25 protein-coding genes are annotated in these 26,836 nt (G+C 56.0%); 20 read left to right on the forward strand and 5 right to left on the reverse strand.

Going from position 1 to position 26,836, the window contains the following annotated elements:
- Positions 1-54 precede the first annotated feature (54 nt).
- From ACTQ1N_RS07335 to ACTQ1N_RS07360, 6 genes are all read left to right on the forward strand, one after another.
- Positions 55-1,236, forward strand: coding sequence for a MalY/PatB family protein (locus ACTQ1N_RS07335; protein WP_441956072.1), 1,182 nt, complete (start codon positions 55-57; stop codon positions 1,234-1,236).
- Between the two features lie 77 nt (positions 1,237-1,313).
- Positions 1,314-1,886 (forward strand): 5-formyltetrahydrofolate cyclo-ligase, encoded by a 573-nt coding sequence (locus ACTQ1N_RS07340; RefSeq protein WP_441956074.1) that lies wholly within the window; start codon positions 1,314-1,316, stop codon positions 1,884-1,886.
- 61 nt (positions 1,887-1,947) lie between these two features.
- Positions 1,948-3,684, forward strand: coding sequence for an RsiV family protein (locus tag ACTQ1N_RS07345; RefSeq protein WP_441956076.1), 1,737 nt, complete (start codon positions 1,948-1,950; stop codon positions 3,682-3,684).
- Between the two features lie 72 nt (positions 3,685-3,756).
- Positions 3,757-4,710: a lactate/malate family dehydrogenase gene (locus ACTQ1N_RS07350; RefSeq protein ID WP_441956078.1), complete on the forward strand. Its 954-nt coding sequence runs from the start codon at positions 3,757-3,759 to the stop codon at positions 4,708-4,710.
- 108 nt (positions 4,711-4,818) lie between these two features.
- Positions 4,819-6,813 carry an ABC transporter ATP-binding protein gene (locus ACTQ1N_RS07355; RefSeq protein WP_441956080.1) on the forward strand — a complete coding sequence of 665 codons (1,995 nt, stop codon included), beginning with the start codon at positions 4,819-4,821 and terminating at the stop codon, positions 6,811-6,813.
- Positions 6,810-8,627 carry an ABC transporter ATP-binding protein gene (locus tag ACTQ1N_RS07360; RefSeq protein WP_441956082.1) on the forward strand — a complete coding sequence of 606 codons (1,818 nt, stop codon included), beginning with the start codon at positions 6,810-6,812 and terminating at the stop codon, positions 8,625-8,627. The genes ACTQ1N_RS07355 and ACTQ1N_RS07360 overlap by 4 nt, the downstream gene beginning before the upstream one ends.
- A 49-nt stretch (positions 8,628-8,676) precedes the next feature.
- Here ACTQ1N_RS07360 and ACTQ1N_RS07365 read toward each other — a convergent pair whose 3' ends face one another.
- A complete protein-coding gene (locus tag ACTQ1N_RS07365) occupies positions 8,677-9,063 on the reverse strand; it encodes a VOC family protein (protein ID WP_441956084.1) in 387 nt (128 codons plus the stop codon).
- Complete coding sequence (locus tag ACTQ1N_RS07370) at positions 9,050-9,793, reverse strand: MBL fold metallo-hydrolase (RefSeq protein WP_441956086.1); 744 nt, start codon at positions 9,791-9,793, stop codon at positions 9,050-9,052. The genes ACTQ1N_RS07365 and ACTQ1N_RS07370 overlap by 14 nt, the downstream gene beginning before the upstream one ends.
- A 180-nt stretch (positions 9,794-9,973) precedes the next feature.
- On the opposite strand from ACTQ1N_RS07370, the gene ACTQ1N_RS07375 reads away from it, so the two are divergent.
- The 4 genes from ACTQ1N_RS07375 to ACTQ1N_RS07390 all read left to right on the forward strand — a co-directional run bounded on the left by ACTQ1N_RS07375 (position 9,974) and on the right by ACTQ1N_RS07390 (position 13,423).
- A complete protein-coding gene (locus tag ACTQ1N_RS07375) occupies positions 9,974-10,387 on the forward strand; it encodes an SseB family protein (protein ID WP_441956088.1) in 414 nt (137 codons plus the stop codon).
- 31 nt (positions 10,388-10,418) lie between these two features.
- A complete protein-coding gene (locus ACTQ1N_RS07380; RefSeq protein WP_441956090.1) occupies positions 10,419-11,165 on the forward strand; it encodes a metallophosphoesterase in 747 nt (248 codons plus the stop codon).
- A gap of 84 nt (positions 11,166-11,249) precedes the next feature.
- Positions 11,250-12,770, forward strand: coding sequence for a Y-family DNA polymerase (locus ACTQ1N_RS07385; protein ID WP_441956092.1), 1,521 nt, complete (start codon positions 11,250-11,252; stop codon positions 12,768-12,770).
- 173 nt (positions 12,771-12,943) lie between these two features.
- Complete coding sequence (locus tag ACTQ1N_RS07390; protein ID WP_441956094.1) at positions 12,944-13,423, forward strand: hypothetical protein; 480 nt, start codon at positions 12,944-12,946, stop codon at positions 13,421-13,423.
- A gap of 127 nt (positions 13,424-13,550) precedes the next feature.
- Here ACTQ1N_RS07390 and ACTQ1N_RS07395 read toward each other — a convergent pair whose 3' ends face one another.
- Positions 13,551-13,958, reverse strand: a complete 408-nt coding sequence (locus ACTQ1N_RS07395; RefSeq protein ID WP_321048561.1) for a C-GCAxxG-C-C family protein — start codon at positions 13,956-13,958, stop codon at positions 13,551-13,553.
- A gap of 156 nt (positions 13,959-14,114) precedes the next feature.
- Positions 14,115-14,705 (reverse strand): histidine phosphatase family protein, encoded by a 591-nt coding sequence (locus tag ACTQ1N_RS07400; protein WP_441956096.1) that lies wholly within the window; start codon positions 14,703-14,705, stop codon positions 14,115-14,117.
- A gap of 252 nt (positions 14,706-14,957) precedes the next feature.
- Between ACTQ1N_RS07400 and ACTQ1N_RS07405 the strand changes: the two genes are divergently transcribed.
- The 10 genes from ACTQ1N_RS07405 (at position 14,958) to ACTQ1N_RS07450 (ending at position 25,890) form a co-directional block, all read left to right on the forward strand.
- Complete coding sequence (locus tag ACTQ1N_RS07405; RefSeq protein WP_321059064.1) at positions 14,958-16,271, forward strand: DUF438 domain-containing protein; 1,314 nt, start codon at positions 14,958-14,960, stop codon at positions 16,269-16,271.
- A gap of 47 nt (positions 16,272-16,318) precedes the next feature.
- On the forward strand, positions 16,319-16,714 hold the full coding sequence (locus tag ACTQ1N_RS07410; RefSeq protein WP_330683452.1) for a DUF488 domain-containing protein: 396 nt from the start codon (positions 16,319-16,321) through the stop codon (positions 16,712-16,714).
- Positions 16,715-16,941: 227 nt separating this feature from the next.
- Positions 16,942-19,620, forward strand: coding sequence for a heavy metal translocating P-type ATPase (locus tag ACTQ1N_RS07415; RefSeq protein ID WP_441956099.1), 2,679 nt, complete (start codon positions 16,942-16,944; stop codon positions 19,618-19,620).
- Between the two features lie 312 nt (positions 19,621-19,932).
- Positions 19,933-20,847 (forward strand): DUF4176 domain-containing protein, encoded by a 915-nt coding sequence (locus ACTQ1N_RS07420; RefSeq protein WP_441956101.1) that lies wholly within the window; start codon positions 19,933-19,935, stop codon positions 20,845-20,847.
- A gap of 68 nt (positions 20,848-20,915) precedes the next feature.
- Positions 20,916-23,357 carry a Tex family protein gene (locus ACTQ1N_RS07425; protein ID WP_441956103.1) on the forward strand — a complete coding sequence of 814 codons (2,442 nt, stop codon included), beginning with the start codon at positions 20,916-20,918 and terminating at the stop codon, positions 23,355-23,357.
- A gap of 129 nt (positions 23,358-23,486) precedes the next feature.
- Complete coding sequence (locus ACTQ1N_RS07430) at positions 23,487-23,909, forward strand: hypothetical protein (RefSeq protein WP_441956105.1); 423 nt, start codon at positions 23,487-23,489, stop codon at positions 23,907-23,909.
- A gap of 207 nt (positions 23,910-24,116) precedes the next feature.
- Positions 24,117-24,821 carry a hypothetical protein gene (locus tag ACTQ1N_RS07435; protein WP_441956107.1) on the forward strand — a complete coding sequence of 235 codons (705 nt, stop codon included), beginning with the start codon at positions 24,117-24,119 and terminating at the stop codon, positions 24,819-24,821.
- Between the two features lie 71 nt (positions 24,822-24,892).
- Positions 24,893-25,129, forward strand: coding sequence for a hypothetical protein (locus tag ACTQ1N_RS07440; RefSeq protein WP_441956109.1), 237 nt, complete (start codon positions 24,893-24,895; stop codon positions 25,127-25,129).
- 63 nt (positions 25,130-25,192) lie between these two features.
- Positions 25,193-25,705 (forward strand): ferritin, encoded by a 513-nt coding sequence (locus ACTQ1N_RS07445; RefSeq protein WP_320808552.1) that lies wholly within the window; start codon positions 25,193-25,195, stop codon positions 25,703-25,705.
- 14 nt (positions 25,706-25,719) lie between these two features.
- Positions 25,720-25,890 (forward strand): (2Fe-2S)-binding protein, encoded by a 171-nt coding sequence (locus tag ACTQ1N_RS07450; protein ID WP_441956111.1) that lies wholly within the window; start codon positions 25,720-25,722, stop codon positions 25,888-25,890.
- Between the two features lie 9 nt (positions 25,891-25,899).
- Here the strand turns inward: ACTQ1N_RS07450 and ACTQ1N_RS07455 are convergent, their stop codons facing one another.
- A complete protein-coding gene (locus ACTQ1N_RS07455; protein ID WP_441956113.1) occupies positions 25,900-26,808 on the reverse strand; it encodes a LysR family transcriptional regulator in 909 nt (302 codons plus the stop codon).
- Positions 26,809-26,836: the final 28 nt, after the last annotated feature.

Raw genomic sequence — 26,836 nt, forward strand, 5'->3', positions numbered from 1 at the left:
ATGATGAAATAACAGAAGGATGGCTGCACATCAGAAGCAGATGGAGGATGAATCATGGCAGAAAGAAATCTTGATTTTGACACATACGTTGACCGCAGAAACACAGACTGCCTGAAATATGACTTCGCAAAGCGCAGGGGGCTGCCGGAGGACGTGCTCCCGCTCTGGGTCGCGGACATGGATTTTCGGACCTCGTCCTATGTGGAGGATGCGCTGGTGGAGCGCGCGAAGAACGGTGTGTTCGGATACACCGAGTCCGGAGAAGCTTATTTTCAGGCAGTTGCCGGCTGGATGGAGCGCCATCACGGATGGAAGGTTCGGCCGGAGTGCCTGATCAAGACGCCGGGTGTTGTGTTCGCCCTGGCGATGGCGGTCAGAGCCTACACAAGGGAAGGAGACAACGTCCTTATTCAGCAGCCCGTCTACTATCCGTTCAGTGAGGTGATTCTGGAGAATGGGAGAAATGTGGTCAGCAGCGATCTCTACCTGGGGGAGGACAACCGCTACCACATCGATTTTGATGATTTCGAGCGCAAGATTGAGGAGAATGACATCGGACTGTTCCTGATGTGCAGTCCGCACAATCCGGTCGGAAGAGTCTGGACGCGCGATGAGCTGATGAGGATCGGGGAGATCTGCGTCCGTCACAACGTGATTGTCGTCAGTGACGAGATCCACAACGACTTCGTTTTTGAGGGGGAGCACCATGTCTTTGCGACGCTGAGCCCCGAGTTCGAGCAGATCTCGGTCGTCTGCACGGCGCCCAGCAAGACCTTCAATCTCGCAACGATGCTGCTGTCGAACATCTTTATTCCGGACGTCCAGCTGCGGAAGCGCTTTCTGAGGGAGGTCAGTGCAGCAGGAATGAGCCAGCTGTCAGCCTTTGGTCTGACGGCCTGCCAGGCGGCATATGAGCACGGGGAAGAGTGGTATCAGGCGATGCTTTCCTATGTAAAGGGAAACATTGATTATGTGTATCGCTACGCACAGGAGCATTTTAAAAAGATCAAGGTGGTCCATCTTGAGGGAACCTACCTGCTGTGGCTGGATTTTCGCGGGACAGGGCTGTCGTCCGGGGAGATTGACCAGAAGATCATCTACGAGGCAAAGCTGTGGCTGGATTCCGGAAAGATTTTCGGGAGCGCCGGAAGAGGCTTTCAGCGGATCAACACAGCGTGCCAGCGCGCGACCCTCGAGGAGACGATGGAGCGGATCCGGAGAACCTTCGAAGTGTAAGCTGGTACAGCAGGGCTGTGACCGGATTGCGCAGCCAATAAGACCTGCGTCAGGCAAGATCAGGGGCGTGAGTGGAGATGGATGAGGAGAAGAAGGCCATCCGGGCGAAGATCCGCAGGCTTCGCGCGCAGATGACCCGGGAAGAGATCGGGCAGCGGAGTCTGGAGATCTGGAAGAGGGTCCTGGAGAGCGGTGTGTACAGAAGCTGCAGTGCTGTATACATTTACATGAGCCTTCCCGGAGAGGTAGAAACCAGGACACTGATCCAGCGGGCCTGGGAAGATGGAAAAAAGGTCGCAGTACCGAAGACCGACCTGGAAAAAAGACAGCTCCGCTTTTACGAAATCCGGAGTTTCGGACAGGTAAGGCCCGGTGTGATGGGAATCCTGGAGCCTTCGGAAGTAGAAGGGGCCAGGAGCGTACCGGATCCGGATGACGCCACTCTCATGATCGTACCTGGGGTTGCCTTTGACAGACAGCGCCACCGGATCGGATACGGCGGCGGATTCTACGACCGGTACCTGGAGCTTCACCCGCTTCTTCAGACGGCGGCGGCGGCCTTCGACTTCCAGATCCTGGACAGGGTGCCGGCTGGAGAACATGATAAAAAACCGGACTGCATCTATACGCCCTCGGAAGTGATCCGGTAAGGGCGGAGATCCAAGCACGAAGAACGCAAGAACGGCCGATCGAAGAAAGGAGAGAAGGAAGATGACAGACAGAAAACGTGCATGCCGCCTGATTGCGGAAGCCCTTTGTGCAGGACTGATGTTCTGGAGCTTCGGGATGGGACCGGCAGCAGGCATCCTGGCGCCTGCAGGGCTGACAGCCTGCGGTGCGGAAAGGGACACGCAGGCGGGCGCTGAGACGGAACTTGAGACGGACACGGAGACAGATCTTGAGACAGAAGCGGGGGAGGAGCCTGACCTGCGGTTCCATCCGACAATCCGAAGTCACTTCAGATATGCCAGCGGGCAGCAGAGCGGGGAGGAGCTTCTGGCCCAGATTACATACCCGGAGATTCATATTCCGCAGGAGGAGACACGTTTTTCTGCACTGAGCAGCGCACTTTCCAGGTATAACAGCGAAAAGGAGGCATCTTACCTTGAGGCGCTGAAGACACTGGCAGAGTCGGCAAAAGCAATTCACCAGAGCGGCAATATGGATATTTCCTGCTCACAGATATGTGAGACACGGATTGCAAGGGCAGATCATACAGCGTTCAGTATCGTCGAAAATGAATCAGATTATCAAGGAGGCGTTCACGGCTACTACGGGAAAGGCGGAGTAACCTATGACAGCGGGAGCGGACAGCTTCTGGCTTTCTCAGACGTTGTGCGGGACTGCGATGCGGCGGCAGCACGTGTTGTGCAGAAGCTCTCCCAGGAGTATCCGGCACTGAGCAGTCCGCCGGAGAAGGAAAAGCTGGCTTCTTCCATGAAGCAGAGGGATGCCGGACAGGATCAGCCGGGTCTGTTTCACTGGTATCTGACCTCGATTGGCGTGAATCTTGTTTTTCCACCCTACACGCTGGGAAGCTATGCAGAGGGGCAGCAGGAGATTCAGCTTTCCTTCGAGGAGGATCCGGGTCTGTTTCACCCAAGATACAGCCAGATCCCGGAGACATTCGTTGTTCCATTTGACCGGGATACGGGTATCTGGGCGGATGTCACAGGGGACGGGGCAGTTGACCGCATCGCAGTCGGCGGCGATATGGACGAGACAGGGGCGTACAGGAATCTTACCGTCAGTGTGAACGATCAGGCGCTGACGCTTTCAGACTTTCCATATTACAGCACGGAGCTATACCTCATCAGGTCGAACGCCAGCTATCAGATTTACGTATTCTGCAGGTCGGACAATGATTACCAGATTCTGAAGGTTTTCTCGATTGGAAATGGGGCACCGGTTGAGCTGACGCCGCCTCCTGCAGCCGAAGGGCGTCCGGATCCGTACAACCTCGGCGTGAGATTGATCGAAATGGATGACAGGAATGAGACGGCGGAGGTTGGTCAAAGCGGCAGCTATGAGCGCGCATACAGGGATGAGACGAATGCACTGACCGATCCGGGCAGCATGCTGCTATCGACCCGGATGGATGACATGAGCACCTACCAGGCCTACAAAGCCTATACAGCAGGAGCGGGATATCCGGTCAGCAGTGATCTATACTATCAGGCAGACGCGGATCGTATCCGGCTGACATTGAAACAGGCGGCCGAATTTGAGACCGTCTCGGAAAACGGAGAGCAGACAGGAGAGGTTTCCTACCCGGAGGGCACTGTGTTCACGATTCTGCGGACAGATGGCGCAGGGACGGTGGATTTGAAGCCTGAAGCAGAAGGGGATGAAATTGCGCGAGTGAGCGGCGACTTCTCAGACTGGCCGCAGCAGGTGAACGGATTTGAACTGGAGACACTTTTCGACGGAACAGTGTTTGCAGGGTGATTGTTTCACGAATCCGTTCTATAATACCGCCTGAGAGGACGTAATCTGTTTGTCTGAAGAGGAGGAGTGGCGATGTCTGTGAAGTCTGGCAAGCTCGTGATCATCGGAGCAGGAAAGGTTGGGAATGCGGTTCTGGATTCGGTTCTGAGGATGAGCATCATCGATGAGATCGTGGTGATCAACCGGAACCGGGACAAGGCACTGGGGGCAGTGCTGGATGCCAGCCATACGACCGCATTCGAGTACAGCACCAATACAAGCATCCGGGTCGGCGATTATCCGGACTGTGCGGATGCGCAGATCATCGTGGTGACAGCGGGGCCAAGTATCGTCAAGGGTGAATACGACAGGAGCATTCTGCTGAAACGGAACATCGAGGTGATGAATGGGGTCATGGCGAACATTACCCGGTACACGCGGGAAGCCATCCTGATCATTATATCGAATCCGCTCGATATTCTGACGTATTACTTCCAGAAGAAATACAACTATCCGGTGGACCGGATCTTCGGAACGGGGACACTTCTGGATACGGCCCGCTTCAACAAGATGCTGGGAGATCTGTGCAGCGTCGATGCCAAGAATGTGACCGGGTTCGTTCTGGGCGAGCACGGGGAGACGTCATTCATTCCGTGGAACACGGTCAACATCGTGGGAGTGCCTTTTCAGGAGATCGAGGAGAAGTTCCATCCGGCTGTTCCCATCGACAAGGAGAAGCTTCTGAACGAAACAAAGATGATCGGTCCGGAGATTGTTCAGCTGAAGGGCTATACCAGTGCCGGGGTGTCCCTGGCAGCCTGCCGTCTGATCGGGGCAATCGTCCGAAATGAGCATTGCGTCGTCCCTGTCTCGACCGTTCTGCGCGGGCAGTACGGCATCGATGATATTGCGATGAGCATGCCTTGTATCATCGGGAGCGATGGAATCCTCCGCGTGATTGAGCTGACGCTTGATGAGGAAGGAAAGAGGGATCTGGAAACCTGCCATGCGCACCTGAGGGAGCTTCTGAAATCGGTCGGGGCGTGAGAAGGATTTTTGACACGGTCATCATATTGAAGAGCGTAATAGAAAAAAGACCTGTTTATGGATAAAGAGAAACAGTCAATACAAACAAGACATCAGGACAGGTGCACCATGCAATACCCGACGAGGTGGAGCATGGTGCTTCATTTCCTGCGGGGATCAAAGCGATGGTTTGCAGCCGCGATTGTCAGCGCCTGCGTAGTGTCTCTGCTTGATCTGGCAAACCCGAAGATTATCGGTTTTACAGTGGACTCCGTGATCGATACGGGAAGCGCCTCCGTTCCATCCTGGCTGTCCGCCTTTGTGAAGGCGGCCGGCGGAATTGATGGGATCAGAAGCCATCTGTGGCTGATTGCGGTTCTGGTGGCAGGCGTCGCCGCGGTGCGGGCGGTATTCCGCTATTTCTTTGAGTATTTTAACACGAAGGGGGCGGAAAAACTGGTCAAGACGATGCGGGATGATCTGTTCGGACACATTCTGCACCTGCCCTATGCCTGGCACAGCGAGAATGCGACCGGCGATATTATTCAGCGCTGCACGAGCGATGTTGACACAGTCAAAACCTTTCTGTCAGACCAGCTGTCGGCGCTGCTGCGCACCCTGATTCTGATGGGGCTGTCGCTGTTTTTCATGTTCCGGATTCATGTCAGGCTTGCTGCGGCGGCAGCCGTCTTCATCCCGGTGATTGTTCTCTACAGCCTGTTCTTTCACAGCCGGATCGGTGCGGCTTTTGAGAAGGCCGACGAGGAGGAGGGAAAGCTGTCCACGATTGCGCAGGAGAACCTGACAGGCGTCCGCGTGGTGAGAGCATTCGGACGGGAGCTCTATGAGCGCCGCCGCTTCGAGGAACAGAATCGGATCTACACCGGATACTGGGTTCATCTGATGAAGGTGCTGTCCATGTTCTGGACGAGCGGGGACCTGGTTTCCTACCTTCAGACGCTGGTCATTCTGGTCTACGGGTCGTACCTGGCTGCGTCAGGCCGCATCACGGCAGGGGAGCTGATCGCGTTCATCTCTTACAATGAGCTGCTGAACTGGCCGATCCGTGCCCTTGGCCGAACCATCGCCGAGCTGTCCAAGACGGGCATATCAATCGATAGACTTCGATATATTATGAATGCCGAAGTGGAGCAGGATGCGCCGGGGGCTGACTGCCCGCCGATGAACCGCGACATTGTGTTTGAACATGTGAGCTATGCATATGACAACGGGCAGGGAGAGGTGCTGCGGGATGTATCGTTCCGGATCAGGGGCGGAAGTGTTTTCGGAATCCTTGGTGGAACCGGCAGCGGGAAGTCGACACTGATGCATCTTCTGGACAGGCTTTATGACCTGCCGGAGGGAGACGGGAGGATCCTGATCGGGGATACAGATATCTCGAACATTCAGACAGCCTATCTCAGACAGCATGTCGGGATGGTTCTGCAGGAGCCCTATCTGTTCTCAAGGACTCTGTCAGAGAACATCGCCATCACACAGAAGCGTGTGGTGCTGGACGAGGTGCGCCGGGCGGCGCGGACCGCGAGTCTGGACGACACGATTGAGCATTTCACGAAAGGATACGACACGTACGTCGGCGAGCGGGGGGTGACACTCTCCGGCGGACAGAAGCAGCGCACGGCGATTGCGCAGATGCTGATCCGGCAGCCGGAGATCATGATCTTTGATGACTCTCTGTCCGCCGTCGACGCCGAGACGGACGCGAAGATCCGGGAGGCGCTGAAAAAGCGGACGGCCGGCAGCACGGTGATCCTGATCTCCCACAGAATCAGCACACTGATGCATGCGGACAGCATCCTTGTCCTGGATAAGGGAAGAGTGGCCGCGCAGGGAACGCATGGTGAGCTACTGGAAATGAACCCGATCTACAGGAGAATCTATCAGCTTCAGATGCAGGGCGCCGAGGAGATGCAGGAAAATGGCCCTGAGGAACGGCAGCCGGAAGGACAGCAGTCCGGCAACCGGCAGGATCCGCAGGAGAATGACCCTGAGGAATGTCAGCCGGAAGGACAGCAGTCCGGCAGCCGGCAGGATCCGCAGGGGCGGGAGACAGTTAGTGGAAAGGCGCGGACGGAAAAGAATGGAGAGGAGGCGCGCAGATGAAGGAAGACAACAGGGTTCGCTATCCGCTCTTCGGATTTTTGAAAATCCGTCCCTATGTGCGGGCATACAGACGCACGATCCTGACTATGGTGCTGTGCGGCGCCTTCGTCTCGATGATCGATGCCGTCTACCCGCTGTTTAATCGGTATGCGCTGGATCATTTTGTAGCGGGAAAGACGACGGACACGATGCTGCAGTTTGTTCTGCTCTATGTCCTGGTCCTGATGGTTCAGGTGGTCACGAACTTCACCAGCACCTATTTCAGCGGGAAGGTGGAAATGTCTGTGGACAAGGATCTGCGCGATGCTTCATTTAAGCACCTGCAGGAGCTGTCCTTCTCTTACTTCAACCAGAACAATGTCGGGTATATCCACGCGCGCGTGATGAGCGATACGGGCAAGATCGGGGAAATGACGGCCTGGAGGCTGATGGACCTGGTGTGGAATGGGTCCTACCTGATCTTTATGATGATCCTGATGCTCGTCATCAACCGGCGGCTGTTTCTCTGGCTGCTGATTCTGGTTCCGATTGATTTCTTTCTGATCTGGCTCTTCCAGAAGAAACTGATTGTTCTGAACCGGAAGATCCGGGAGCTGAATTCGCGCATCACCGGGAACTTCAACGAGGGGATTACAGGGGCGCGGAGCATCAAGACGCTCGTGGTTGAGAAGCGGATGCAGGAGGATTTCGAGCAGGATTCCGAGGAGATGCGCCGCGTGTCTGTCGGAGCCGGACATTTCAGTGCGATGTTCATATCACTCGTGACGCTGATGGGATCGACAGCGCTGGCGCTGGTTCTCTGGAAGGGCGGCCAGATCACGATGGATGGAGTCATCCGGATCGGGACGCTGTCTGTCTTCATGAGCTATGCGCTCTCGATGATCGAACCGATTCAGCAGATCGTTGTCACCATCAGCCACCTGATCGGAATTCAGGTCAACATCGAGCGGTTCTCCAGGCTGATGGAGGAAAAGCCGGATGTAGCGGACAGTCCGGAGGTTCTTGCAAGGTACGGCGGCATCTTTCATCCGAAAAAGGAAAACTGGGAGCCGCTTCATGGGGATATCGAGTTTGACCATGTGGACTTCCGGTACCCGGATGGGGAGGAGTATGTTCTGAAAGACTTCTGTCTAAAGGTGCCGCAGGGGACGAATGTCGCCATCGTCGGTGAGACAGGGGCGGGCAAGTCGACACTGGTCAATCTCGTCTGCCGGTTCTACGAGCCGACGCGTGGAAGGGTGCTGATTGACGGGCGAGACGCCAGGGAGCGCTCGCTTCTGTGGCTGCACAGCAGCATCGGATACGTGCTGCAGACGCCGCATCTGTTTTCCGGCACGGTCCGTGACAATCTCCGGTACGGGAATCCGGATGCGGGGGATGATGAAATCTGGAAAGCGTTGAAGCTGGTGTCGGCGGACGATGTCGTCCGCAAGATGGAAAAGGGCCTCGACTCGGAGGTCGGAGAAGGCGGCGACCTCCTTTCGACAGGAGAAAAACAGCTGCTTTCATTTGCGAGGGCGCTGCTGGCAGATCCGAAGATTCTTGTGCTGGATGAGGCAACCTCCTCGATTGATCTTATGACCGAACATAAGATTCAGGATGCGATCAGAACGGTCATCGCCGGGCGCACAAGCTTTGTTGTGGCACACCGGCTGTCCACGATTGTCGGGGCGGATGTGATCCTTGCTGTAAAAGACGGGAAGATTGTGGAGCAGGGGACGCACCACGAGCTGATGCACAGGCACGGCTACTACTACGAGCTGTACACCCGGCAGTACGCCGATATGGCGGCAGACCTTGCGGCAGGGGGCTGAGCGCCTCTCCATGAGCCCGGCCGTCCGCATCCGCCAGAAGACTCAGTTTTCATCTCTTCGTCCGGGCGGCCATGTACTCGCCGTCCGGGACGATCTCGATCCAGTATCCGTCCGGGTCCTCCAGGAAGTAGATGCCCATCGCGGTGTTCTCAAAGCAGATCCAGCCATTCTTCTTGTGAAAAGCATGCGCCTTTTCGAAGTTGTCGGCGGTCAGGGCAAGGTGGTATTCCTGCTCGCCCAGGTCGTACGGCTTTGTGCGGTCTTTCATATAGGTCAGTTCCAGCCGGAATCCGGTTCTGCCATCGCCGAGATAGACGATTGTGAAGTCCGGCTGGTCATTTCTGGAAATCTCCTCAAGCCCGAGGGCGTCATGGTAAAACTTCAGACTCTCTTCCAGGTTTTTCACGTTAAAGTTGAAATGATTAAAAGTAAACATTTCGTACTCCTTTCATAATGGGATCATTGGCGAAAGCATGCTTTGCGGATGCAATGTCAGCATTCTCGTGCATCGGGTAGATGGCGTCAGTGCTGCAGTACCGGAGAAAATCCCGGATACCATACCCCGGCTCCTTCAGTCTCAGGTCATAGGGGATCATGGCGGCAGAAAAATGCATGCCTTCAATCCGCGAGAGCTCATCGTGATAGAAATGAGCCAGACGCTGGTCATCCGCGTCGCCGTCCCACCACCAGTTGTTCAGGTCGCCTGCATGGTAGAGACTGCCTTCCGGCGTCCGGACCACGAAGGCGACACCGAGATCGTTGGAAGCCAGCGTATAGACTGAAAGCAGCGTGGACGGTGCAGCAGAACCCTGGCTCGGACCGGGAGCATTCTGAAGGATGGATGCCTGGCTGGCTTCAGATGACGCGGAAGCATCGGATACGAGTGACTGGTGCGGACGGAGAAAGAAGAGTCTGCGGCTGTCCTTCAGGCCCGGGAAGCGTTCATCAATCAGAGGCTTCATGTCCCAGGAGAGGAGATAGGCATCTGCGCCCAGACCGAAGATGTCCGGATTGTAGTGATCGCCGTGTGAATGGCTGACGAACACATAAAAAGGCTTTCTCTGGTCTGTGCGCGCGGGAAGCGTTCCTTTCCACCAGTCAAACAGAAAGTCCGCCTGCGCCGTTTCAACGAAAAAACCGCTGTGAAAAATATGTGTAACCTGCATGAATCGACACCTCACGAAATCCTTTCGCAGTCGGAAAGATTCCCAACCGTCCATTTCCATGATTGTAGGGCATGCGGGGGGCTTTTGTCCATGGGACGGGGCGGCATTTTGGCAGCGTCCGGAGTTTCATGGTATACTGAGTCAAAACAAGAGACAGAAGAAAATACCGCAGAATACAGAATGGGAGAGCGTATGACGGATCAGGGACTTGAGGGAAACGAAAAAATCGAGGAGCACATCGGAATGCTCCAGAGAGAGCCGTCCCCGGAAATGCTGGCGGTGACGCTGTCCACAATCCGCCGGAGAATGAAGCAGGGCGGACAATTTGTCGTGGCTGTGTCGCCGGAGAAGACGCAGAAGCTGGAGCTGCGCATTCTGGAGCATGAGGGAAAGCGGTGGCTGGAGGCCTATACCAGCTTTGAGGAGGAGATGAAAGGCGCTCAGCCGGTGATGTCAACCTTTCTGTCTGACATTGGACAGGTGCTGAGGATGGCGCTTCAGAGCGATGAGGTGGAGGGGCTGGCTTTGAATCCGTACCACCGCGCCATCCTGCTCGACAAGCATCTCATCCGGCTGATCCTGGGAGAAACATGAGAAAGCAGCCGTCAGGGGCTGGGAGGTATCAATGGCACTGTATGCGCTGGGAGATCTTCATCTCTCCTATCAGTCAAAAATCAAGTCGGTGGCGCAGCGGGAGAGTGCGCTCTGGCAGGGACATGAGGAACGGTTTCTGGAAAACTGCCGGGCCATGGTGACGGATGCAGATACCCTCCTCCTGCTGGGGGACCACAGCTGGGGAAACAAGCTGCCATCCTGCCAGAAGGACCTGGCGTATATTGAGTCGCTGCCCGGACGAAAGATCCTGCTGAGAGGGAATCATGACCATTTCTGGGATGTCAGGAAGACGGAACAGCTGAACCGGATGTATGAGGGAAGGCTTTATTTCCTGCAGAACAACTACTTTCTCTACAAAGACTACGCGCTGGTCGGAACCAAGGGCTGCTGCTTCGAGGGCCCGTTCTACATGTCCCCCGGCGGGCAGATCGTGGGGTACGATGAGGATGCGTACGCCCATGCGCAGGCACTGGTGGAGCGGGAGGCGCAGCGCCTTCAGAAGTCGTTTGACGCAGCAGTCAGGGACGGACACCACAGGTTCATCATGCTGCTCCACTATCCGCCGACCAGTCTGATGGAGAGGGAAAGCATCTTTACAAAGATGGCGGAGCAGTACCACGTCGAGCAGGTGATCTATGCGCACTGCCACGGCGAGGAGCGCTTCCACGACAGCATCCGCGGCAGAAAGAAGGGGATTCTGTACAGCCTCGCTTCCGGCGACTGCCTGAGGTGGAAGCCGCTGAAGGTGCTGAACTGAGAGAATCAGAGCGGCAGCGGATGCCCTGCCGTGTCCGGGGACCGGGTTCCGGTCAGAGGCGCTGTGTGCAGACAAGAGGGACATATGGAGCAAGTCTACATCGCAATTGACCTGAAGTCGTTCTTTGCCTCCTGTGAGTGCGCAGCCAGGGGGCTGAACCCGCTGACGACCAATCTGGTTGTGGCGGATGTCTCCAAGACAGAGAAGACGATCTGCCTCGCGGTCTCTCCGTCGCTGAAACGCTACGGGATACCGGGGCGGGCGAGGCTGTTTCAGGTGGTCTCGGCTGTCTCCGCAGTCAACAGGGAGCGGAAGAGCAGGGCGCCCGGACGGACATTTTCAGGAACATCCGTCGATGACGAGGCGCTGAAAAGGGATCCCGCTCTGGAGCTGGACTATATCGCGGCACCGCCCAGGATGCGGCTCTACATGGAGACGAGCGCAAAGATCTACGGGATCTATCTGAAATACGTGGCGCCCGAGGATATGCATGTCTATTCAATCGATGAGGTCTTCATTGATGCGGCACCCTATCTGAATACATATGGACTGACCGCACACGAATTTGCCAGGAAGCTGATTGCGGATGTCCTGCACGAGACCGGCATCACGGCGACGGCGGGCATCGGCCCGAACCTGTATCTCTGCAAGGTCGCAATGGATATCGTGGCCAAGCATATCCCGGCGGACAGGGATGGTGTGCGGATCGCGGAGCTGGACACACAGACATACCGACAGCAGCTCTGGAGCCACCGGCCGCTGACCGACTTCTGGCGGGTCGGACGGGCGACAGAACGGAAACTTCAGCAGGCCGGGCTTTTTACGATGGGAGACATCGCCAGGTGCTCGCTCGGAAAACCGGACGAGTACTATAACGAAGATCTTCTCTATGACCTCTTTGGCGTCAGCGCGGAGCTTCTGATTGACCATGCCTGGGGCTGGGAGCCCTGTACCCTCGCGGATATAAGGGCGTACAAGCCGGAGAACCGCAGCATTTCGTCCGGACAGGTACTGCTGGAGCCGTACGATTATGATCATGGAAGGGTCATCATCAGGGAAATGGCGGAGAAGCTGTCGCTGGAGCTGTTCTCGAGGCGCCTTGTCACCGATCAGCTGGTGCTGGATGTGGGATATGACATTGATAACGTTGAAAACCCGGATCTTCGCGTTTATCTTCGGGGAAAGGTGACGCTTGACCGGTATGGCAGAAAGGTGCCCAGGCCGGCGCATGGATCGGAAAATCTCACAGCACAGACGGCCTCCACGGAGGAGATCATCCAGGCGGCGGTCCGCCTCTACGACCGGATCACAGACCGCAGACTGATGATACGAAGATTCAATCTCTCGGCCAGTCATACCGTCCCGGAATCGGCTGTGAAAAAAGAGGAGATGTACGAACAGCTGGATCTGTTTACAGATTACGGCCTTCTCGAAAAACAGAGAAAACAGGAACAGGAAAAGAGAGAACGGGAGAGAAAGATGCAGGAGGCGGTGCTTGCGATCAAGAACCGCTTCGGGAAGAACGCGGTTGTCCGCGGGACGAGTTTTGAGGAAGGGGCAACCGGACGCAGGCGGAACGAGCAAATCGGCGGACATCAGGAATAAGGAAAGGTCCCTGCCGGTCTGGCGATAGAAGAAGCGGACCGATGGAGCGGAAGAGGGGCGAACATCAGGAACAGGCAGGACAAGCGCCGGCCAGACGCTGACAGGGGCGGGCAGACGGAGCAGGCAGACGGGAGGAGAACAGGCATGAGCGGGCAGACGGGAGGAGAACAGGCGTGAGCGGGCAGATCAGAAACAGGGAAAACCGGGCAGCGGGAGAGATCCAGCCGGACTACAGCGATATCATCAATCTGCCGCATCATGTGTCTGTCCGGCATCCGCAGATGTCCCGGGCGGCCAGAGCCGCTCAGTTTGGTTCATTTGAACCGCTGAGAGACTACAAGGACGCGCTTGCCGAGGAGCGGCGGCTCACGGATGAGCGGCCGGTGCTTTCGGAAGAAGAACAGAAAAAGCTGAATGAGATGGTTGCAAAACTGGCAGCGGAAACGGCGCAGCCTTCCGTCACACATCCAGAGATCCGGATGACGGTTTTCGTGCAGGATGAGAAAAAGGAGGGCGGCAGGATCGAGGAGATCCCCGGCACCCTCCGGGCTGTCAATCTGGAGCTGAGATACCTGGTGCTGGCGGACGGCCGGAAGGTTCCGTTCAGGGATCTTCTGAGGCTGACCGTCGAACGCCCGGAGCAGTCCTTTTGAACCGTCGAAACAGACTTGCGGAAATGAGCGCGAGGCGGAAATCCACTGCCTATGGGCGGTGGGAGGAATCTTGTAAATTTGCAGCCGTTAACCTTGGCTTTTAATTCATGAACGGCACCAGGGATTCTCAGGCTATTTTACCGGCGTCGCGGAGTAGGTTTTCCGTGATGCGGACAGCCTCGTAGACCATATTGTCGCAGTGCTGCTTTTTCGGAGCCCCTTTTTCCGCGTTCACACGGAGCAGATCGCGGCACTGCGTCATGCCGTCGTGGCTCTGCTGAAACTGCTTCCAGTAGGACATGACCGTCCCCGTGTCACTGACACCGTACAGACCCAGGACAAGCAGGCCGCCTGACATGGCACCGCAGACGCCGCCGATTCTCATGCCGGAGCCGAAGTTGGCGGTCAGGTCAGCTGCCATCTGGCTGCTGAGTCCCTTCTCCTCGCAGAAGGCCATCAGCACAGCCTGCGCGCAGTTGTAGTGAACGTTCGGATCATTTCTCAGGGCCTTTGCCCTCTCGAGATATTTGCTCATATTTGTCCTTTCCGCTGCTTTTCACTGCAGCAGTTCCCTTCGCACGGGGGGGATCTCCGGATGTCGAGGCCTGCGGTTTTTGGGTGAGGGGCAGCCTCCTTCGCTCCGGGCGATAGGTGATATCTGATGTCTGATTTCTGTATAGGTGTATCATGCTCAGAGCTTATAATCCTGAAGCAGTCTGTGCTGCCCCGGGTCTGCATCAAACACACGGATTTCGCAGTTGTGTGCCCGCGGCCGCCACATGTAGCCGCTCTTCTTGTCAAGCATGCAGCCGGAGAGTGCACGCATCGTCCCGCCGTGGCAGGCGATCAGGATGTTCTCGCAGTGATGCGCCTGGCCCTCTTTCACAATGTCGCTCAGGCAGGCATGCGTGCGGCGGACCAGGGATGAGATGGGCTCCACGGTTTTCGGAGCCGGGAAGATGGCCGGCATCGCCCAGAACAGGAACATCGGAAGCCCGAGATGAAGATATGGGCGAAGCTCGTACTTTCCGAAGTCCACCTCAATCAGCCTGGGATCGATGATGACATCTTTCTGCGGGACATTCCCGATGATGACAGCCGTGTCGATCGCGCGCCTGAGCGGACTGGCGTAGACCGCGTCAAAGGTGACATCCCCGATCATCTTCCTTGCCGCTTTCGCCTGGCTGAAGCCGGTCTCGTTGAGCGGTTCATCCGTGTGGCCCTGCATCAGATGCGCTTTGTTCAGTTTTGTCTGTCCGTGCCTGGTAATCCAGATTTTCATCCTTATCCCCTTCCAGTACTGCAGAGAAGTATGATACTGTCATCATAAGTCATCCTGTGTATTCAGGCAAGGGACCAAATGCCTGCCTTGTACCATCGGAAAGGAGTAAAATAGAGGCAATGAAAAAATGAACGAATGAACGATCGGAAGGAAAAGCGTTGTTATAGCAACAGATACATTTTTATAGCAACGTATAATGGCGTTATAAGAACATGATACATCATACCAGAAAGAAGTCAGGAGGATCAGGAGATGGCAGAGCTTGGAAATGTACAGCAGCTGAAGGCGATGCTTCAGAGACTGGGAGCAGGGGAAGACCTGGCTTCTGTGAGAGAGGACTTTGTGAAGGAGTTCAAGGATGTTCCGGTGAAGGACATCATGGCGGCGGAGCAGGAGCTGATTAAAGACGGAGCAGATCCCAGAAAGATTACGAAGCTCTGCGACCTGCACTCGGCGCTTTTCCACGGCAAGACGGAAGGCGAGGTCATCCGCGAGCAGAAGCGGATGAAAAAGCAGGATCTTCTTCAGCTTCCGGAAGGCCACCCGGTCGATTACTTTATCCGCGAGAACAGTGCACTTGAGCTCATTCTGAACAATCTGCAGATGGCGCTTGAGAATGGCGGACACGATGACAAGGTTCAGCTGGCAATGGTCCGCCTGAAGAAGATCCGCGCCTTGTACGGGAAGAAGGAAGAGCTGATCATGGCCCCGCTGGAGCGCTACGGCATCACCGGCCCGAGCGAGGTGATGTGGGGCGTCGACGATGAGATCAAGGCGGAGGTGGGCAGGCTCGCCCGCGGCCTTCAGAGAACGAGTGCGGAGGAGCTGAAAGAACCGATTCTTGCGGTGATCAAGCGCATGCGCGAGATGATCTACAAGGACGAGAACATCCTTCTGCCGATTGCGATGCAAAACCTGACGGATGATGAGTGGGTGGATGTCTACCGCGATCTTCCCGAGATGGGACCGGTCTTCATCACGGAGATCCCGAAATGGGCGCACGGGGAGCAGGTGCTCATGGAACGGATGCAGGCGGAGAAAAGCGCGGCGGAGGCGGAGGACATGAAAACGCCGGCATCCGGCGCTGATTTTGAGCAGGCGGTCGTTCATTTCGATGGAAATGGATCTGAGAGCCCTGCCGGCGAGATGACGATTGCGCAGCTGCGCGGTCTGATGAAGATTCTGCCGCTGGACATCACCTTCATCGACGACCAGATGATCAACCGTTTCTATAAAAATGGAGACAAGGTTTTTTCACGCCCGCTTTCGACACTGGGACAGTCGACTTATCAGTGCCACCCGGTGCCGATCCGCGCGGTCGTGAAAAACCTGACGGATGATTTCAGGAGCGGTGCGAGGGACTCCTTCACACGCTGGATCCCGAACCCGGACCGGCCGGTGAAGGTGACCTACCTGGCGGTCCGCGACAAGGAAGGAACCTACCTTGGCGCGGCGGAGATCATCCAGGATATGACGGAGGCGTTCCGTCAGTTTCGCAGCATGGAAGCCGCTTCGATGAAGGCGGAGGCGCTGAAGGCCGCAAGGACGCAGCCGGGTCAGCCATAACAAAAACACAGCCGGGTCATATATCACACAGGAGACCGAGGGACGGTATGGCAGGTTCTCCAACGGAAAGACAGGAGGAAAGGGCGATGGGCATGCTTCAGATAAAGAGAGTCTATGAGGCGCCGGAGGAGCAGGACGGCTATCGGATCCTGGTTGACCGCCTCTGGCCGAGAGGGATCAGCAAGGAAAAGGCAAAGCTGGACCTCTGGGAGAAGAGCATTGCGCCGACAAAGGAACTCCGGGCCTGGTACGGGCATGTGCCGGAGCGGTTCGAGGAGTTTGCCGGAAGGTACCGGGAGGAGCTGAAAGGCAATCCGGACATGGAGGCGTTCAGAAGTCTGGTAGCAGAAAAGCTACAGGATGGGAATGTCACCCTTCTGTATGCGGCGAAGGAGGGTGCACTCAGCAATGCCGCCGTCCTTTTGGAAGATCTGAAGGCTTGAGCGTATCGGCTGCAGTCTGCCGGCTGCCGGGACAGGGTGTCCCGGTGGCTGGTTTTTTTCTTCTTGACACATACCCCCTAAGGGTATAATATGCTGTTGTCAGCGGATACCCAAGAGGGGTATACAATACGGGAGGCAGATGCAGATGTCGTTTGCAGCCTGCCGGGAATCAGGCATCTCTGCCGGAGGGCGGCGGAGGCAGACTCCGCGGACAGAAAGGATCTTCTATGACACAGTATACAGTAACAGGAATGAGCTGCGCGTCCTGCCAGGCTCATGTCGAAAAGGCGGTTTCGAAGGTGCCGGGTGTGAAGGCAGTCTCGGTCTCGCTTCTGACCAATTCAATGGGCGTCGAGGGAACGGCGGACAGCGCCGCTGTCATCGCGGCGGTTGAGAAGGCCGGCTACGGGGCCAGCCTCAGGGAGGAAAGCGCAAAGAGCAGCGAAAGAAGCGCAAGCGCCAGACTCAGGGCGGAGGAGGAAGCCCTGAAGGATCACACGACGCCGAAGCTGGTCAGACGGCTGGAGTATTCCGTCTTCTTCCTCGCTGTTCTGATGTACATCACCATGGGCCACAATATGTGGGGATGGCCGCTCCCATCATTCCTCTCGCACAATCATCTGGGACTGGCACTGACGCAGATGCTCCTGGCGGCAGCCGTGATGATCATTAACAAGGACTTCTTCACCTCCGGCTTCAAGTCTCTGTTTCACGGTGCGCCGAACATGGATGCACTTGTGGCACTCGGCTCGAGCGTGTCCTTCGGCTGGTCTGTCTACATCTTTTACAGGATGACGGTCCTGGTTACGCACGGAACTGCCAGCATGGATCTGATGCCGCTGTATCACAATCAGCTCTACTTTGAGAGCGCGGCGATGATCCCGGCGCTGATCACTGTCGGAAAGACACTGGAGTCACTGTCGAAGGGCAGAACGACCGATGCACTAAAGAATCTGATGAAAATGGCACCGAAGACAGCCAGTGTCGAGCGGAACGGTCAGACGGTGATGGTCGGAATTGACGAGGTTCAGAGCGGAGACATCTTTGTCGTGAAACCGGGCGAAGCCATCCCGGTCGACGGTGTGATCGTGGAAGGATCGACTGCTGTCGATGAATCTGCTCTGACGGGGGAATCGATTCCGGTCGATAAGACATCCGGGGATGCTGTCAGCGCGGCGACCATCAACCAGAGCGGATTCATCCGCGCAAGGGCAACCCGGGTCGGCGAGGATACGACGTTTTCACAGATCGTACAGATGGTCTCGGACGCAGCTGCAACCAAGGCACCGATTGCCAAGATCGCAGACAAGGTCTCCGGCATCTTCGTGCCGGCGGTCATCGTGATCGCGGCTGTGGTTCTGGCCGGCTGGCTTCTGACAGGACATCCGCTCGCCGTTTCGCTGGAACACGCCATCACCGTGCTTGTCATCTCCTGCCCGTGTGCGCTGGGCCTGGCGACACCGGTTGCCATCATGGTCGGAAACGGGATGGGAGCCAAGAATGGAATCCTGTTCAAGACGAGCGAGGCACTGGAGAATACCGGAAGGATTCAGATTGTTGCGCTGGACAAGACGGGAACCATCACGGCGGGGAAGCCGGAGGTGACCGATGTGCTTCCTGCGGCAGGAAGGACAGAGGATGATCTGCTGAGCCTGGCCTATGCGCTGGAGATGCAGAGCGAGCACCCGCTTGCAAGGGCGGTCGTCGCGGAGGCGGAGAAGCGTCATCTTCAGCCGGAGAAGGTTCATGACTTTAAGGCACTCTCCGGAAATGGACTGACCGCATCCATCGGAAATACCAGCGTTCACGGAGGCTCAGGCAGCTACATCGGCAGCATTGCCGCGATCCCGGGAGATCTTCAGAAGAAGGCGGATGCACTTGCGGAGCAGGGAAGAACGCCTCTGTTTTTCGAGCAGGACGGCAGGCTTGCGGGCATCATCGCGGTGGCGGATGTCATCAAGCCGGACTCTGCACAGGCCATCCGGGAGCTTCAGAAGATGGGAATTGAGACGGTCATGCTGACCGGGGACAATGAGCGGACGGCCCGTGCCATCGGCAGGCAGGCCGGAGTGAACCGGATCATCGCCGGCGTGCTCCCTGACGGCAAGGAGGCTGTCATTCGAAAGCTTCAGAAACGCGGCAAGGTTGCCATGGTCGGAGACGGCATCAACGATGCTCCGGCGCTGACCAGAGCGGACATCGGCATTGCAATCGGGGCCGGAACGGATGTCGCCATCGACAGCGCGGATGTCGTTTTGATGAACTCAAAGCTGACAGATGTCTCAGGTGCAGTCAGACTGAGCCGTGCAACCATCCGCAACATTCATGAGAACCTGTTCTGGGCGTTTGCCTACAACGCACTCCTGATTCCGATGGCAGCCGGCCTCTATCCGGGTATCCACCTGAACCCAATGTGGGGAGCCGCAGCGATGGCACTCTCAAGTTTCACCGTCTGCATGAATGCGCTCCGGCTGAACCTCGCGAAGGTGCATGATGCCTCTCACGACCGCCCGATGAATAAGAAAGCGCTCCCGGAGATGGAGAAGGCAGAGACGGTCATTACAGCCGTCAATGCAGTCAATGGAAATCCGGAAGCCTGCCCGGTTCCGGTCAGGACGGAAACAAAGACCGATGCTTCGGATGCGAGCATGGCGGAAGCAAGCCCAGACGGCCGTCAGGCAGCGGGCAGAACGGAGACGGAGACCGTCCTGGTCGGGGGAATGATGTGCGAGAACTGTGAGCGGCATGTCACGAATGCCTTGAAGTCGGTTGATGGCATCGTCAGCGTCAAGGCAGATCACAGGACGGGAAAAGCCATTGTGACCTACACGTCAAAGCCGGATGAGGCGGCGATGAAACAGGCCATCGAGGACGCCGACTACGAGTATGAAGGAGTTCAGTCCTGAGCCTGAGGCAGTCCTGGCAATGAACCATTGAAAGTCCGCACATCCATACATCAATATGAGCCATTGAGAGCCCGCATCAGGTGGGGCGGCCTCCATGGCTCATTTTCTTGTTTGACGCACCTTTTCGGGAGGTGTTACCATACAGCTGTTCATATGATGATTACAGTGCCAAAAGTTTGTCACCACGCATGCTTGCATGCAAGTATTGGCAGGACTGATTGACACGCTCCACATGAGGCATGAAGTGGCGCGCAAGCGACACGAGAATGCCGAGTGTGGCAGAGTAAGATGGAAATACCGACAGGAGATATCATGATGAGACGCAGAGATTCAGATAGAAGACACAGATTGGCGGCAGCTGTCCTGGCAGCAGGTGTGCTTGCGGGCAGCGTGGCGGCCGGTCCGGCTGCAGTATATGCGGGAGAAGGAACGACAGCTCCGGCCGGAACAGAAAAACCGTCAGGTGCGGCAGCTCAGACAGGACCAACAGAGGAAGCGATGTCGGAGACCGGCAAGGTAGCGATGTCGGAGCAGGAGCACGGGATCCCCGCCGATGAGTGGCTGTCCATCGGATCGGTTGTGAAGGTAAAGGGATACAAACGAAGCTTTATGGTGCTTGGACGCGCGGTTCTCAACGACAGTGACAGCCGCTACTATGATTACTGCGCCTGCCTCTATCCGGACGGATATATGGGCGGAACCCTCTATTTCTTCAACCAGGATCTGATTGCGAAGGTGGAGTCAGAGGGCTATGAGGATGCCTATGAGAAGCTCTACCGGGAAGAAAATCTGGACGGGCTTGATGTGGAAGCCTTAACAGACGGAAGTCAGTCGGAGGCAGCGAAGGCGGAAGAGACGGAAAGCGGCGAAGCGGCTGCAGGCAGGCAGAAAACGGAGAGCAAAGCGGCTGCAGGCGGGCAGAAAACAGAGAGCGGAGCAGCGGAAGCAGGCGGGCAGAAAACGGAAGGCAGTACGCAAGCGGAAGAGACCGTGCAGACAGAGCCTGCAGAAAGTGAAACCGCAGGTACTGTTTACACGACGACAACAAATGTCCGGCTCAGATCAGATCCATCCACAGACGGAGAAGCGCTGACAACAATCCCCGGCGGGCGTCAGGTGACGGCGGACACCTCCCGGAAGGAGAAGGACGGCTGGATTCCGGTGCTTTTCACGGACGACGCCGGAAAGATTCTGTCCGGCTGGATCAAGAAAGCATATCTGAAGTGAGGGTATTCTGTTGCAGAGGAACAGCCGCTGCGGATTCAGGCACCGGCTGACAGGTCAGGAGAGAGAACTTGAACATCAACGAAACCATATCAAAGGAACTAGGCATCGGCCTCTGGCAGGTAGAGGCGGTTGTGAAACTGATTGACGAGGGAAACACCATCCCGTTTATCGCCAGATACCGCAAGGAGATGCATGGCTCTCTGAATGACGAGCAGCTGCGCAAGCTGGATGAGCGTCTGACTTATCTCCGCTCGCTCGAAGACAGGAAGGCGACGGCTCTCTCTTCCATCGAAGAGCAGGGAAAGCTGACGGAAGCGCTGAAAAAACAGATCGAGGCGGCGCTGACGATGGTCGAGCTGGAGGATCTGTACAGGCCGTATAAGCCAAAGCGCAGAACCCGTGCAACCATCGCGGCGGAGAAAGGACTTCAGCCGCTTGCGGACATCCTCCTGAAGCAGGAGACGGATGACACGCCTGAGAATCTCGCATCGTCATACGTCGATTTGGAAAAGGGCGTGACATCGGTGGAGGAAGCCCTTTCCGGTGCGGGGGACATCATTGCAGAGAATATTTCGGACCGGGCAGATTTGAGGACCAGAATCCGCGAGATTACGACAGCAGAGGGAATTCTCACATCGGAAGTGAAAAAGGACCAGGACGACCCGCAGTCCGTGTATGCACAGTATTTTCATTTTCAGGGAAAGGTATCCGCGCTGAAGGGACACCAGATTCTGGCCCTGAACCGAGGGGAGAAGGAAAAGGTTCTGGCTGTCTCGCTTCAGGCTCCGGAGGATCGGATCCTGGGCGTCATCCGGCATGCCGTCATCACCCGGCCGGATGCGCCGACGGCAGGGCTCCTGGAACATGTCTGCGAGGATGCCTACAGCAGGCTGATCGAGCCTGCGATTGAGCGCGAGGTGCGCGGCAGTCTGACGGCGCAGGCGGAGGACGGAGCAATCGATGTCTTTGGGAAGAATCTCCGCCAGCTTCTCATGCAGCCACCGATTGCGGGGCAGACTGTTCTTGGCTGGGATCCGGCATTCCGGACAGGGTGCAAGCTGGCGGTTGTCGACGAAACCGGCAAAGTGCTCGACACGACCGTCGTCTATCCGACCGAGCCGACAACTCCGGCTAAGATTGCGGCAGCGAAGAAAAAGGTTGAAGAACTCATTTCAAAATACCATGTGACGCTCATATCCTGCGGAAATGGAACAGCCTCCAGGGAATCGGAGAAGATTATCGCGGAGATCATCGCGGAGGTGCCGGAGCAGGTGCACTATGCGATTGTCAGCGAGGCAGGGGCGTCGGTATACTCGGCAAGCGAGCTGGCGACGGAGGAATTCCCCACGTTCGATGTTGGACAGAGAAGCGCGGCATCCATCGCCAGACGGCTTCAGGATCCGCTGGCGGAGCTCGTCAAGATTGACCCGAAGTCGATCGGGGTCGGTCAGTACCAGCATGACTGTGACCAGAAGAAGCTGGGCGGAAAGCTGGAAGGTGTGGTCGAGGACTGTGTCAATGAGGTTGGCGTTGACCTGAATACAGCGTCCTGGCCGCTGCTTCTGTACGTGTCCGGCATCACCAAAAAGACGGCGAAGTCGATCGTCAGCTACCGGGAGGAGAACGGGAAATTCGAGGACAGAAAGCAGCTCCTGAAGGTGTCCGGGCTCGGTCCGAAGGCCTTCGAGCAGTGCGCAGGTTTCCTGCGGATCCGGGGCGGTAAGAATCCGCTCGATATGACCGGGGTGCATCCGGAGTCCTATGAGGCGGCAGCCAGGCTGCTGAAGGAATTCGGTTATACCAAGGAGGACGTCGAGAAGGGTCAGATCCGCGATCTTGACAGCCGCATCCGCACGGAGGGCGGCATCGGAAGGCTGGCGGAGCAATTTGGTGTCGGAAAAGAGACACTGGCAGATATCGCGAAGGAGCTGGAGAAGCCGGGGAGGGATCCCCGCTCTGACATGCCGAAGCCGGTCCTCAGATCGGATGTCATGGATATGAAGGATCTGAAACCGGGCATGATTCTCAAGGGCACCGTCCGGAACATTGTGGACTTCGGCGCATTTGTAGACATCGGGGTCCACGAGGACGGTCTGGTGCACATCTCTCAGATGAGTGACCATGGCTTTGTCAAGTCCCCGCTGGATGTTGTCTCAGTCGGAGACATTGTAGATGTGAAGGTGCTGGACGTGGATCTGAACCGGAACCGTATCTCCCTGTCGATGAAGCTCGGAGAACCGGCGGTTCATGGGAAGAAGCAGGATGGGGCGTCATCTGGCGGCCATAAGCAGGAAAAACAGCGCCCGGACAGCCGCCGCGAAGACGAAAGGAACAGCAGACAGCGCCAGAATGGAAGACGCGGGGGTGTAAAGACCGGGATACAGCACCAGAATGACAGGCGTGCAGATGGAAAGAGCGGCGGGCAGCGTCCGGACAGCCGCGAGGAACGGAGCAGCCGGCAGGAGAACGGCGGGCTGGATCTGTCGGCACTGCTCCGGAAGTGGAACTGAATCTGCATAGGCGTGTCCGGCGCCACTTCAGCATTTGACACCCGTTTGGTGCGGTGTTATGGTACGAACAGAAGATAATGATGTCAGGAAATAGAAACCTGGCTGAAGGAAAAGGAAAGGAAATCAGATATGTACGGCAAGATTGCAGTCGTGTATGACGGAGACAGAGATGACATCGTGGATATGGCCGATGCGGTCGCAAAAGGAGCAGAGGATGCCGGCGGGAAGGTTGATATGTTTACCGCTGAGGAGTTTAACACCAATATGGCGGTTTCCTACTCGGGGATTGCACTCGGAACGCCGATGATCAAAAAGGGAGAGGGGCTGAACTGCAGGTTCGGCCGCCTGTACAATGCGCTTAAGCCGAAGCTTCAGGGAAAAAAGGTCGCGCTTTTCACGAACAAGGACGGAGATGACAACTGGATCATCCATCTGGAACGTGATATCCACGGGGCGGGCATCATTCTGGAGACTGCAAGTGTCGTCGCGGACGGGGAGATCACGGATGACATTCTCGCGGAGTGCGAAAGACTCGGACGGGAGATTGTCTGACCAATCTTTATGATGCTTCATATAGCGGCTGTTTTCCTACCTCAGGAGAGGGGAGGCAACCGCTTTTTTTGGCTCATTTTGTACGAAATTGCAGAAGATGCCGGGCTGTATTGTTACCGGCTGAGCTTCTTGAATAACTGACAGGCTCAGGATAGAATGGTGAAAGCAGTATGAAAAGCAGTTTCGATATCCAGAGAGGAGTCCTTTATGGACAGAAAAACGACCCTCCGCGTGGTGCTGGCGCTCATTGTCCTGTCAGCAGCTATTTATCTTCTGCAGGTTCTGATTTTTCATGATGAGCGGACAACCGTCTTCTATCTTCTGCAAGATCTGGCATTTATGCCGGTCACCATCGCCATCGCAACCCTGGTGGTCGGAGAGCTCGTAGAGGAACGCGAGAAGAAAGAGCGGCTCGAAAAGACAAAGATGCTGACAAGTTCATTTTTTACGGGAATCGGCGCTTTCCTGATCCGGGAAATTCTGCAAATGACCGATGCGGATGGTCTTGTATACGAAGTCGTGAAAAATGGTGCGGAGCAGTCCGGGAGGGTTGGAGAAGTCCAAAAACAACTTCAGAGTGTGAAGCTGAACGTTCACATTGATGCTGCCGGTTATACGAAAATTCAGCAGATCATCCGATCCAACCAGACCAATATTCTGGTCATCGCATCCAATCCGCTGATCATCGAGCACGAATGCTTCTCTGAGATGCTCTGGGGCGTGTTCCATCTCATGGATGAATTTCGCCTGCGTGGATCCTGGGATGACCTTTCAGAACAGGATATTGAACATTTCAACCAGGACTTTGAGAAAGTCCTTCGTCTTCTACTCATGAACTGGGTCGGGAATGTACGGTATCTGAAGGAGACCTATCCGGCGTTTTATGCGGCAGCATCGACAAAGATCGAGTGATGCGGGAGCGCCGATGTTATAGAAAAAGATGCAGAGAGCCGGGATCAACGGGCAGAAGGGAGGTGGGCGATGTGAATACCGTGATCGGGATCAAAGCGGCTATGATGGACAGGGCTGGTCAGGAGGACAGGACCATGGAAGAGTACAGTGAGGAGCTTTACGGAATTCTATCCAAAATTGAGGAAGCAAAGGACATGCTGGCGCAGCTGACGGATGAGATGGATGACAAAGATCAAAACACAGAGGATGTGGATGAGGCCATGGATGCGCTGGACGATGCGATCGACATTCTGGGGGATCTGGTGTAATACACAGAACCTTCATAAAAGATGAGTATATTCACTTACAGAACGTATAAGGGAGGTATGACAATGCTGAATCCGAAAGTCAGGGACCTGATCAATACGCAGATCAACAAGGAATTTTATTCTGCATATCTGTATCTGGACTTCGCAAATTATTTTTATGATGAGGGGCTTGATGGCTTTGCGCACTGGTATGACATTCAGGCGCAGGAAGAGCGCGATCATGCGATGCTGATGAGAACCTATCTCCAGAATAACGGAGAACGGGTAGTATTCGAGGCGGTTGACAAGCCGGATAAAAGCTATTCCAGCCCGGAGGATCCGCTGCGTGAGGGCCTGGAGCATGAGCAGTATGTCACGAGCTTGATCAACACCATATACAAGGCTGCACAGGATGTCAATGATTTCCGCACCATGCAGTGTTTCGACTGGTTTGTAAAAGAGCAGGGCGAGGAAGAAAAGAATGCCGATGACCTGATCAAAAAGTACAAGCTGTTTGGCCATGATCCAAAGGGGTTGTATGCGCTGAACCAGGAACTGCTCGGGAGAGTCTACACGGCTCCGTCTCTGGTTCTCTGATGAGCAGGGAAGATGTGATATGCGCTTGCCGCCACGTGACGAAGGGAGATGTCCGGGATGCCATGAAGGCAGGGGCGGACTGTTTCAAGGACGTCCGGAAGGCAACCGGTGCAGGCGGCAAGTGCGGCAAGTGTAAAAAGAAGATCAAGAAGTACATGGACAGGCACCGCGATGCAGATCCCTGAGACATACGCTCACTGGTAAGCTTCGCAAAGCGTTTCCAGAACCTGAATGTACCGCTGTGTCAGCTGCGAGGGACGGATCGAGACCGGCAGAATATAGCCGATTTCCATGAAGTCATCGACCAGGAGTGGACGGGATATGATGTGCGGCCCGTTCAGCTCCTCGCTGATGATCCCGCTGCTGATGGTATATCCGTTGATCCCGACCAGCATGTTGAACAGGGTGGCACGGTCACAGACATAAAGCTCACGATCACAGTCCATGGTACTCAGTATTTCCTCGGAGAAATAGAAGGAGTTGTGGCTGCCCTGCTCGAAGCTGAGGCGCGGATAAGGCTTCAGATCCTCAGGAGTCACGGCGCCTCGGGCAGCGAGTGGATTGTCTTTTCCGATAAAGACATGCGGCCTGGCGATGAAAAGCCGGGTGAAGGAGAGCCCCTGGTCCCGCAGCGTTTTTCGAAGGACGGTCTCGTTGAAGCTGTTCAGATACAGAATCCCGAGCTCACTTCTGAGGTGCGCGACGTCATCGATGATGTCGTATGTCTGTGTTTCCCTCATGTGAAATTCATACTTTGTTCCGGCGTACTCCTTCAGCAGCCGGACAAATGCCTCTACGGCGAATGAGTAATGCTGTGAAGAAACGCAGAAGCGCTGCTTCACAGCATTTTTCTTTTTATATCGTTCCTGGACCAGGCTGGCCTGTTCCAGGATCTGTCTGGCATATCCGAGAAACTCGTCCCCCTCCGGCGTCAGTTCCATCCCTTTTCTTGATCTTGTAAAGATCGGGATATCATATTCTTTCTCAAGCTCGTGGATGGCCGCGGTAAGGCTTGGCTGAGCGATATAGAGCTTTCTCGCGGCCTCCGTGATGCTTCCGGTCTCCGCCACAACGATCAGATATTCCAGCTGTTTCAGTGTCATATATCCCACCCGATTCGAATGCTTTTTT

It is taken from the genome of Porcincola sp. LCP21S3_C12 (genome assembly GCF_052118625.1).
Taxonomy (GTDB): domain Bacteria; phylum Bacillota; class Clostridia; order Lachnospirales; family Lachnospiraceae; genus Porcincola.